Annotated in this window: 6 protein-coding genes and 1 riboswitch; of the genes, 4 read left to right on the forward strand and 2 right to left on the reverse strand. The window is 74.1% G+C overall.

The features are described from left to right. Positions 1 to 33 precede the first annotated feature (33 nt). Positions 34 to 1,365: a glutamate-1-semialdehyde 2,1-aminomutase gene (hemL, locus tag L1885_RS16460; RefSeq protein ID WP_235797873.1), complete on the reverse strand. Its 1,332-nt coding sequence runs from the start codon at positions 1,363 to 1,365 to the stop codon at positions 34 to 36. A gap of 275 nt (positions 1,366 to 1,640) precedes the next feature. Here hemL and L1885_RS16465 point away from each other — a divergent pair, with 275 nt between their 5' ends. The 3 genes from L1885_RS16465 (at position 1,641) to rox (ending at position 5,772) form a co-directional block, all read left to right on the forward strand. Beyond that, on the forward strand, positions 1,641 to 2,078 hold the full coding sequence (locus L1885_RS16465; protein WP_372481958.1) for a hypothetical protein: 438 nt from the start codon (positions 1,641 to 1,643) through the stop codon (positions 2,076 to 2,078). 500 nt (positions 2,079 to 2,578) lie between these two features. Then, positions 2,579 to 3,886: an alkaline phosphatase gene (locus L1885_RS16470; protein ID WP_235797875.1), complete on the forward strand. Its 1,308-nt coding sequence runs from the start codon at positions 2,579 to 2,581 to the stop codon at positions 3,884 to 3,886. Positions 3,887 to 4,290: 404 nt separating this feature from the next. After that, the gene (gene rox, locus L1885_RS16475) at positions 4,291 to 5,772 is read left to right on the forward strand and encodes a rifampin monooxygenase (RefSeq protein ID WP_235797877.1); all 1,482 of its coding nucleotides are present in this window, start codon (positions 4,291 to 4,293) and stop codon (positions 5,770 to 5,772) included. 93 nt (positions 5,773 to 5,865) lie between these two features. Here rox and cobN read toward each other — a convergent pair whose 3' ends face one another. Beyond that, positions 5,866 to 9,531 carry a cobaltochelatase subunit CobN gene (cobN, locus tag L1885_RS16480; protein ID WP_235797876.1) on the reverse strand — a complete coding sequence of 1,222 codons (3,666 nt, stop codon included), beginning with the start codon at positions 9,529 to 9,531 and terminating at the stop codon, positions 5,866 to 5,868. A 40-nt stretch (positions 9,532 to 9,571) separates the two neighbouring features. After that, positions 9,572 to 9,690: riboswitch (cobalamin riboswitch) on the reverse strand. A gap of 155 nt (positions 9,691 to 9,845) precedes the next feature. Between cobN and L1885_RS16485 the strand changes: the two genes are divergently transcribed. Next, positions 9,846 to 10,504, forward strand: a 659-nt coding sequence (locus tag L1885_RS16485; protein WP_505016779.1) for a ferredoxin-like domain-containing protein, incomplete at its 3' end; no start/stop codon positions are given.

A 10,504-nucleotide genomic window follows, 5' to 3' on the forward strand; every position in this document is an offset into this window, starting at 1 on the left:
GGTCCTCCTGGAGTACCGCTCCTCGGCGGCGGATCAGGCCGCCGGGGGCGTCGCCTGCGCGGCGGCGCGGGCGGCGGCCGGCAGGGCCTGCGCGATCCGCTCCACGGCCCGCTCGTCGTGGGCGGTCGACAGGAACCACACCTCGAACGCCGACGGCGGCAGGTACACGCCGTTCGCCAGCATGGAGTGGAAGAACGCGGTGAAGCGGAACGTGTCCTGGCGCTTCGCGTCCTCGAAGTCGCGCACCTCCGCGTCCGTGAAGAAGACGGAGAACATGTTGGACGCCGTCTGCACGGTGTGCGCGACGCCCTCCTTCGTCAGCGCCTCGGTCACCAGCCCCCGCACCTGCGCGGACACGGCGTCGACCGTGGCGTACGCCGCGTCGTCCAGCAGCCGCAGCTGCGCGAGGCCCGCGGCCGTCGCCACCGGGTTCCCCGACAGCGTGCCCGCCTGGTAGACGGGGCCTACCGGCGCGAGGCGCTGCATGATCTCGGCGCGGCCGCCGAAGGCCGCCGCGGGGAAGCCGCCGCCCATGACCTTGCCGAAGGTCATCAGGTCGGGCTCCACGCCGTCGACGCCGAACCACCCCGCGCGCGAGGTGCGGAAGCCGGTCATCACCTCGTCGGAGATGTACAGCGCGCCGTTGTCGTGGCACAGCTGCCGCAGCCCGGCGTTGAAGCCGTCGCGCGGCGGGACGACGCCCATGTTGCCGGGCGACGCCTCGGTGATCACGCAGGCGATCTCTCCGGGGTGCGCGGCGAACGCGTCCCGCACGGCCTCCAGGTCGTTGTACGGCAGCACGATGGTCTCGCCCGCCTGCGCGCCGGTCACACCGGGCGTGTCGGGCAGTGCGAACGTGGCGACACCGGAACCGGCGGACGCCAGCAGCGCGTCCACATGACCGTGGTAGCAGCCGGCGAACTTCACGACCTTGGCGCGCCCCGTGTAGCCGCGGGCGAGCCGGATCGCGGACATCGTCGCCTCCGTGCCGGAGGACACCAGCCGCACCTCGTCCAGCGGCGCGATGCGCGTGACCATCTCCTCGGCGAGGGCGACCTCGCCCTCGGTGGGGGCGCCGAAGGACGTGCCGCGCGCCACGGCCGCCTGCACGGCCTCGACGACCTGCGGGTGGGCGTGCCCGAGGATCATCGGCCCCCATGAGCACACGAGGTCGACGTACTCCCGGCCGTCGGCGTCCGTGAGGTACGGTCCGCTGCCGGACGCCATGAAACGGGGCGTGCCGCCGACGGCGCCGAAGGCGCGCACGGGAGAGTTGACCCCGCCCGGGGTCACTCGGGCCGCACGCGAGAAGAGTGTCTGCGAAACTGGGGCATCAGCATCAAAGGGGAAGCTCACGTAATCCATGGTGTCAGAGGCCCGGATGTTCTTGCGGACAGGTGTTTCACGGAGCGCCTGCGGGGGAGGTCACTGTCACGATGATCGGGTTGCGCGGCCGGGGCTGCGAGTGGTCGGGTGGAGATATGCATCGCGGTGGCGGACTGGGCGAGGGGACCGACGGTCTGGGGCCCGAGCCTGCCCGGCGGGGCAAGCACCGGCGCAACGACCGGCATCACGAGCACCACGAACGCGAACGGCAGGGGCATGACCAGTCGCCGCCGGCGAGCAGGAGTGGTGGCCGCGTGGGGGTGACCTACAAGTACTTCGGCGCGCCGGACGGCGCGACCGCGGCCCGGGTCCCGATCTCGATGCGCCCCGAGGAACTCGGCGGGGACGAGCTCGGCATGGGCGGGATGTTCACCAAGATCAAGCCGGAGACCATAGCCGCGATGGTCCTCACCGGCATCCAGGGCATGCCCCTGTACAAGGTCCCCCCGCTCGAACTGGTCGTTCTCCACCCGGACTACGCGGTGGTCAAGCTCCCCATGACCGCGGTCGACCCGCTGCGCGGGATCGGCGAGGAGTCGGTCGGCGCCGCGGCCTTCATCTGGTCCACGGTCCCGGACCGCGGCGGCCCGCGCGACGCCTTCGACGTCTACCAACTGCTGCACGAGTGGCAGGACTTCTCCCACCGCCTGCACGAGGCGGGGCATCAGCCGTACTGCCTTGTGTGGCCTTAGGGCCTGGCGAGCCCTGGGGCGCATCAAGTCTCCCGGGCCTTCTCTTTCAGGGCGGCGTACGGGGCGCACCTGACGCGGGCGCCGCCCCCGTCCGCGGCACCCGGGGCGCCTGAGGCCTCGTCAACCCGGCCCGTCCGGCAAGGTCCGCCCGCCCGGGGCGGGCAGGCAACGATCCGACGGTGCGGCCCGCTCGTCCCGGGCGGGCCGCGGTACCCCCGCCCTCTCCGCGTCGGCCGTGGAGTGCGCGCGGCCGGACGCGCTTGGGCGCCGGCGGCCTCCGGGCCTCGGGCGCGCACTTCCTCCCGGTCTCCCCGCCGCCTCCAAGGTCAAGACGAACTCCGCGACAGGCCGCGTCGCGGCCAAGTCGCATTTCCGGCATAGCGCATCCACGCGTCACATCGGGAAGATGACATCTCGCGTTCACCACGGATACCCCATGCATCTCTATGGTCCAGGTGAAGGATTGGCAAAGACAGTCAAATACTCATCTAGGAGCTTCTGTGTCGGTACGCGTGAACCGTGCGGGCAAGTGGGGAGTCCCCGTCGTCGCGGCCTCGGCCGCCGTGGTGGCGACCATGGTGCTCAGCCCGACGCCGGGGGCGTCGGCGGATGCGCCGCACACGTCCGCGAAGGCGAAGGCCCCGGTCGCCAAGAACGTCATCTTCATCAACGGCGACGGCATGGGCCCGGCCGCCCGCGAGGCGGCCCGCCTCCACCTCACCGGTCTCTACGGGCAGTTGACGATGGACAAGCTGCCGGTCTCCGGCCAGCTCACCACGACGCCCGACGACCCGAAGTCCCCGGTCACCGACTCGGCCGCCGCCGCGACGGCGTGGGCGACGGGCGAGAAGACGTACAACGGCGCCGTCAGCGTCGACGTCGACGGCAACAAGCTGGCGACCCTCGGCCGCCAGGCGAAGGCCGCCGGCATGGCGACCGGTCTCGTCACGACCGCGCAGGTCACCGACGCCTCTCCGGCCGCCTTCTTCTCCAACAGCGCGGACCGCGGCAAGCAGGACGACATCGCCCGCCAGTACCTCCAGGACAGCAAGCCGGACGTGATCCTCGGCGGCGGCGAGGACTGGTGGCTGCCCGCCGGCAGGCCGGGCGCGTTCCCGGACAAGCCCGCCGAGGACACCTCGGAGGCCAGCAAGGGCACCCAGGGCGACCTGGTCAAGAAGGCCGAGAAGGCCGGATACCAGTACGTCACGGACGGCAAGCAGCTCGCGAAGGCGAAGGACGGCAAGAAACTCCTCGGCCTGTTCGCCAACGAGGAGATGTTCCAGCAGAAGCCCGAGGGCCAGGGCGACGTCTACAGCCCGGTCGTGGACCTGCCCACCATGACGGACAAGGCCCTCGACACGCTCGGCAAGAGCAAGAAGGGCTTCTTCCTCATGGTCGAGGAGGAGGGCGTCGACGAGTTCGCGCACGCCAACAACGCGACGCGGGTGCTCCAGTCGATGCAGCAGCTGGAGCGGACCGTGGCCGTCGCCCGCGCGTACACCGCCACGCACCCCGACACCCTGCTCGTCGTCACGTCCGACCACGAGACGGGCGGCCTCGCGGTCGAGGAGCCCGACCCGAACGACGAGTCCGGAACCGGCGCCGGCGACCTGTCGAACGAGGACGGGCCCTTCGCGATCCGCGGCAGCGACAAGCAGTTCTACGTCGACTGGACGACGGGCGGCCACACCAGCGTGGACGTGCCGGTCTTCGCGAGCGGCCCGCTCGCGGACCGCTTCACGGGCAAGCACCCCAACACCTTCGTGCACGACGTGCTGCTGCAGGCGGTCTCCTCCCGCCGCTGACGCCCGCGCCGGGCGCGGCGGTTCGCACCGCCGGGGCCCCTGCCGCCACTGATCCCCGCGCCCGCGCGATCAGGTGCCCCGCTCCCGGCCCGGGAGCGGGGCACCGCCGCGTTTCCGGTGCCGAAGCGGGCGGGCGCGCCGGTGAACCGGGCCCGCGCTCCCCCCGCGCCGAGCGGCCTCGTACGGGCGCAAAAGAAAAGGCATGGAGACCGCGTCTCCCTGCCACTTACAAGCTATAGCGCAAGGGGGGCCTTGCGGCAAGGCCCCGGTGATGGCGCACAATCGTCCGCCCGGGCCGGGAACAGGGCGAAATCAGGGTTTCATCACGTGCGGGCGCGTTGTGGCGGTATGGCCGCCCGACGCGTCCCACCGGCCCGGCGAGCAACTCATCGATGGGGGATTTCGTGATCGACGTCATCGTCGCGGGCGGCGGACCGGCCGGCCTCATGCTGGCCTGCGAGCTGCGCCTGCACGGGGTGCGCGTGGTCGTGCTGGAGAAGGAGACCGAGCCCGTCGACTTCGTGCGGGCCCTGGGCCTGCACGCGCGCAGCATCGAGGTGATGGACCAGCGCGGGCTGCTGGAGCGGTTCCTCGCGCACGGCAAGAAGTACGAGGTCGGGGGGTTCTTCGCGGGCCTCGGCACGACGTGGCCCGCACGGCTGGACACCGCGCACGGGTACGTCCTGGGCATCCCGCAGCCCGTCACGGACCGGCTGCTCGGTGAGCGCGCGGCGGAGCTGGGCGTCGAGGTCCGGCGGGGCTGCGAGGTGGTCGGTCTCGACCAGGACGAGGACGGCGTGAGCGTCGAGGTCGCCGGGGCCGGGGCCGCGGGGAGCGACGGTGAGCGGGGGGCCGGCGGGACGGGCGGGTCGGCGCGGCTGCGCGCCCGCTGGCTCGTCGGCTGCGACGGGGGCCGCAGCACCGTGCGCAAGCTGCTCGGCGTCGGCTTCCCCGGCGAGCCGACCCGGGTCGAGACGCTGCTCGGCGAGATGCGGGCGACCGCGCCGGCGGAGACCGTCGCGGAGGTCGTCGCGCGGGTCCGCACGACGCAGAAGCGGTTCGGGCTCGGGCCCTTCGGTGAGGACGGCCTGTACCGGGTCGTGGTCCCGGCCGACGGGGTGGCCGACGACCGCACGCCGCCGACCCTGGATGACTTCAAGCGTCAGCTGACGGCGTACGCGGGCACCGACTTCGGTGTGCACTCCCCCCGCCGGCTCGCCCGCTTCGGCGACGCGACCCGGCTCGCCGAGCGCTACCGGACGGGCCGGGTGCTGCTGGCCGGCGACGCGGCGCACATCCATCCGCCGACCGGCGGGCAGGGTCTCAACCTCGGCATCCAGGACGCGTTCAACCTGGGCTGGAAGCTCGCCGCCGAGGTCGCGGGCTGGGCCCCGGACGGGCTGCTCGACACCTACCACGGCGAGCGGCACCCGGTGGCGGCGCAGGTGCTCGACAACACCCGCGCCCAGATGGAGCTGATGTCCACCGAACCCGGGCCGCTGGCGCTGCGCCGGCTCATGACGGAGCTGCTGGACTTCGAGGAGGTCAACCGCTTCCTGATCGAGAAGATCACCGCGATCGCGGTCCGCTACGACGTCGGGGAGGGCCACGAGCTGCTCGGCCGCCGGCTGCGGGACGTGCCGCTGAAGCGGGGCCGCCTGTACGAGCTGATGCGCCAGGGCCGCGGGCTGCTGCTCGACGCGACGGGCCGGCTGTCGGTCGAGGGGTGGTCGGACCGGGTGGACCACGTCGTGGACGCCGGCGAGGAACTCGACGTGCCCGCGGTCCTGTTGCGGCCGGACGGGCACGTCGTGTGGGCGGGGGACGATCAGGCGGGCCTGCTCGACCGGCTCCCCCGGTGGTTCGGGGCGCCGGCGGCCGGCTGAGCGGTACGGGACGCGGGGCGCCTGCTGAGCGGTAGGACGCGGGGCGGGCCGGGCGCGGGTGCGCCCGGCCCGTGGCGCCGCGTGCCGGGCCGCTCAGGCGTCCTCGTCGGACTCCAGGTCGCCCTCGGTGTCCAGGAAGACCTGGCGCAGCTCGGCCAGCACCTTCGGGTCGGGCTTCGCCCACATGCCGCGCGACTCGGCCTCCAGGAGGCGTTCCGCCATGCCGTGCAGGGCCCAGGGGTTGGCCTGCTGGAGGAACGCGCGGTTCTCCTCGTCCAGCACGTACGTCTCGGTGAGCTTGTCGTACATCCAGTCGGCGACGACGCCGGTGGTGGCGTCGTAGCCGAACAGGTAGTCCACCGTCGCCGCGAGTTCGAAGGCGCCCTTGTAGCCGTGGCGGCGCATCGCCTCGATCCAGCGGGGGTTGACGACGCGCGCGCGGAAGACGCGGGAGGTCTCCTCGACGAGCGTGCGGGTGCGGACCGTCTCGGGGCGGGTGGAGTCGCCGATGTACGCCTCCGGGGCGGTGCCCTTCAGCGCGCGGACGGTGGCGACCATGCCGCCGTGGTACTGGAAGTAGTCGTCGGAGTCGGCGATGTCGTGCTCGCGCGTGTCGGTGTTCTTGGCGGCGACGGCGATGCGCCGGTAGGCGCCCTCCATCTCCTCGCGCGCCGGGCGGCCCTCCAGTTCGCGCCCGTAGGCGTAGCCGCCCCACACGGTGTAGACCTCGGCGAGGTCCGCGTCGGTGCGCCAGTCCCGGCTGTCGATCAGCTGGAGCAGGCCCGCGCCGTACGTGCCGGGGCGGGAGCCGAAGATGCGGGTGGTGGCGCGGCGCTCGTCGGCGCCCGCCGCCATGTCGGCCTGCGCGTGGGCCCGTACGTGGTTGAGCTCGGCGGGCTCGTCGAGCGAGGCGGCCAGCCGCACCGCGTCGTCCAGCAGGCCGATGGCGTGCGGGAACGCGTCGCGGAAGAAGCCGCTGATGCGGAGGGTCACGTCGATGCGGGGGCGGCCGAGTTCGGCCGCGCCGATCGCCTCCAGGCCCGTGACCCGGCGCGAGGCATCGTCCCACACCGGGCGGACGCCGAGCAGCGCCAGCGCCTCGGCGATGTCGTCGCCCGCGGTGCGCATCGCGCTCGTGCCCCACAGGGACAGGCCGACGGACCGCGGCCACTCGCCGTTGTCGTCGCGGTAGCGGGTGAGCAGCGAGTCGGCGAGTGCCTGCCCTGTCTCCCACGCGAGGCGGCTGGGCACGGCCTTCGGGTCGACGGAGTAGAAGTTGCGGCCCGTCGGCAGCACGTTGACGAGGCCGCGCAGCGGCGAGCCGGACGGGCCCGCCGGGACGAATCCGCCGTTCAGCGCGAGGACCGCGTGGTCGATCTCGTCGGTGGTGCCCGCGAGGCGCGGCACGACCTCCTTCGCGGCGAACGCGAGGATCCGCGCCACCGCCTCGGGCTGCCCGGCCGCGACCTCCGCGACGGCGGACGGCTCCCAGCCGGCGTCCTCCATCGCCTGGACCAGCGCGCGGGCCCGCGCCTCCACCGCGTCGGCGGCGGTGCGGGTGGCGGCCGACTCGTCCAGGCCGAGCGCCTCGCGCAGGCCGGGCAGGGACTGCGTGCCGCCCCAGATCTGCCGGGCGCGCAGCACGGCCAGCACCAGGTTCACGCGGGTCTCGCCCCTCGGCGCGCCGCCGAGTACGTGGAGGCCGTCGCGGATCTGCGCGTCCTTGATCTCGCACAGCCAGCCGTCGATGTGCAGGACGAACTCGTCGAAGCCCTCGTCGTCGGGCCGCTCGTCGGGGTCGAGGCCGAGGTCGTGGTCGAGCTTCGCGGCCTGGATCAGCGTCCAGATCTGCGCGCGGATCGCGGGCAGCTTCGCCGGGTCCATCGCGGCGATCTGCGCGTGCTCGTCGAGCAGTTGCTCCAGGCGCGCGATGTCGCCGTACGACTCGGCGCGGGCCATCGGCGGCACGAGGTGGTCGACGAGGGTGGCGTGGACGCGGCGCTTGGCCTGCGTGCCCTCGCCGGGGTCGTTGACGAGGAAGGGGTAGACGAGCGGCAGGTCGCCGAGGGCCGCGTCGGGCGCGCACGCCGCCGACAGGCCCGCGTTCTTGCCGGGCAGCCACTCCAGGTTGCCGTGCTTGCCGAGGTGGATCATCGCGTCCGCGCCGAAGCCGCCGTCGTCCGTCCCGGCCTGGATCCAGCGGTAGGCGGCGAGGTAGTGGTGCGAGGGCGGCAGGTCCGGGTCGTGGTAGATCGCGACGGGGTTCTCGCCGAAGCCGCGCGGCGGCTGGATGAGGATCAGCAGGTTCCCGAAGCGCAGGGCCGCCAGGACGATGTCGCCCTCGGGGTTGTGGCTGCGGTCGACGAACATCTCGCCGGGCGCGGGCCCCCAGTGCTCCTCGACGGACGCCCGCAGTTCGGCGGGCAGCCGCGCGAACCAGCGCCGGTAGTCGGCGGCGGGGATGCGGACCGGGTTGCGGGCCAGCTGCTCCTCGGTCAGCCACTCCTGGTCGTGGCCGCCCGCATCGATGAGCGCGCGGATCAGCTCGTCGCCGTCGCCGGAGACGAGGCCGGGGATGTCCGGGTACGCCGTGCCGCCGGCGGCTGCGCCCTCGCCGCCCGCGGCCGCGGGGCCGAAGTCGTAGCCCTCGGCGGCGAGGCGGCGCAGCAGCGCCACGGCGCTCGCCGGGGTGTCGAGGCCCACCGCGTTGCCGATGCGGGAGTGCTTCGTGGGGTACGCGGAGAGCACCAGCGCGAGGCGCTTGCCCGCGTTCGGTATGTGGCGCAGGCGCGCGTGGCGCACGGCGGTGCCGGCGACGCGCGCGGCGCGCTCCGGGTCGGCGACGTACGACGGGAGGCCGTCCTCGTCGATCTCCTTGAAGGAGAACGGGACGGTGATGAGCCGGCCGTCGAACTCGGGCACGGCGATCTGCCCGGCCGCGTCGAGCGGCGACAGGCCCTCGTCGTTGGCCTCCCAGTCGGCGCGCGAGCCGGTCAGGCACAGGGCCTGGAGGATCGGCACGCCGAGCGCGGCGAGCGCGCCCGCGTCCCACGACTCGTCGTCCTCGCCGGCAGAGGCGCCCGCGGGCCGGGTGCCGCCCGCCGCGAGGACGGTCGTGACGAGCGCGTCCGCCGGGGCGAGCGCCTCCAGCAGGTCGGGCTCCGGGGTGCGCAGCGACGCCACGTACAGCGGCAGGGCGCGGCCCCCGGCCTCCTCGATCGCGCGGCACAGGGCGTCCACGAAGCCGGTGTTGCCGCTCATGTGGTGGGCGCGGTAGTAGAGCACGGCGACGAGCGGGCCGCCGGTCGCGGGCGCGGCCGCGCGCTCCAGCCGGCCCCAGGCGGGCGCCGCCGCCGGGGGCTCGAAGCCGTGGCCGGTCAGCAGGACGGTGTCGGACAGGAAGCGCGCCAGCTGGTCGAGGTTGGCCGGGCCGCCGTGCGCGAGGTAGGCGTGTGCCTCGGCGGCGATGCCGATGGGGACCGTGGAGGCCTCCATGAGCTGGGCGTCCGGGGCCTGCTCGCCGGTGAGGACGACCGTCGGGACGCCGCTCTCCCGCAGCGCGTCGATCCCCTCCTGCCAGGCGCGCAGCCCGCCGAGGAGGCGCACCACGACGAGGTCGGCGCCGTCGAGCAGGCCGGGAAGGTCGCCCAGCGGCAGGCGCGCGGGGTTGGCGTGGCGGTAGGGCACGACGGCGCCCGCCGCGTTCGCCGCGCGGGCGGAGAGCAGATCGGTGTCGGACGTCGACAGGAGCAGCAGCATGCGGCGTCTTGCCTTCCTCGGGGTCCGCGCCCCGGGCGGTGGGAGGACGGCGGGAGTTCCTGACTCACCCGGCAGGAGTGCCGGGTTCACAGTGGCGGGACCGCGCCGGATTCGCACCGGGCTTCCTCCCAGACGCCGTCTGGTCCTGTCGATAGTAGGCGGTGCTGGTCACGGGTGGGGAGGGCGCATGGCGGTGCGGGCGGCGGCGCGTCCCGGGGCGGGCGTGCCCCGGGCGGGCGGGGGCCGGGAGCGCGGGTGGCCGGGCGGGGCGGGGCCGCCGTCCGGGGCCGGGGGGCGGGGGCGCGCACGTGGGTATGCTCGCCGCCATGCCCTCACCCACCCCGCCGACCGGCGCCTTCCGGGACGAACCGCGCGTACGCGACCGCGGCGACGCGTGCCCCGGAGCGCTGCGGCTGCACGCGGCGGACGACGGCCGCCTCGCCCGGTTGCGGCTGCCCGGCGGGCTCCTGACGGTGCGTCAGGCCGAGATCCTGGCGTCGGTGGCGGAGCGGCTGGGCGACGGGCACCTGGACATCACCTCGCGGGGAAACGTTCAGCTGCGGGGCCTCCCCGAGGCCTGCGCGGGGCCGCTGGCCGAGACCCTGTACGACGCCGGCCTGCTGCCCTCGGAGCGCCACGAACGGGCCCGCAACATCGTCGCCTCGCCCCTCGCGGGCGAGGACGAACACCCCTTCGCCGACGTGCGGTTGTGGGTGCGCGAACTGGACGCGCTGCTGTGCGCGAGCGACGCCGCGGCCGGGCTGTCGGGCCGCTTCCTGTTCGCGCTGGACGACGGACGCGGCGACGTGGCCGCGCTCGGCGCGGATGTGACGTTGCTCGCACAACCGCCGCACGCCGGGCAGGACACGGCCGCGCCAGGGGTGGCGGGCGACGCGACGGCGGTGCTGTGCGTGGGCGGCGAGCGGCTGGGGGTGCGCGCCGTGGACGGGCCCCGCGCCGCACTGGCCGCGGC

It is taken from the genome of Streptomyces fuscigenes (assembly GCF_021556455.1).
Lineage (GTDB): Bacteria > Actinomycetota > Actinomycetes > Streptomycetales > Streptomycetaceae > Streptomyces > Streptomyces fuscigenes.

Excerpts from the sequence above, each read along its gene's own strand:
- hemL (WP_235797873.1), bottom strand. The coding sequence starts at position 1,365 with ATGGATTACGTGAGCTTCCCCTTTGATGCTGATGCCCCAGTTTCGCAG.
- cobN (WP_235797876.1), bottom strand. The coding sequence starts at position 9,531 with ATGCTGCTGCTCCTGTCGACGTCCGACACCGATCTGCTCTCCGCCCGC.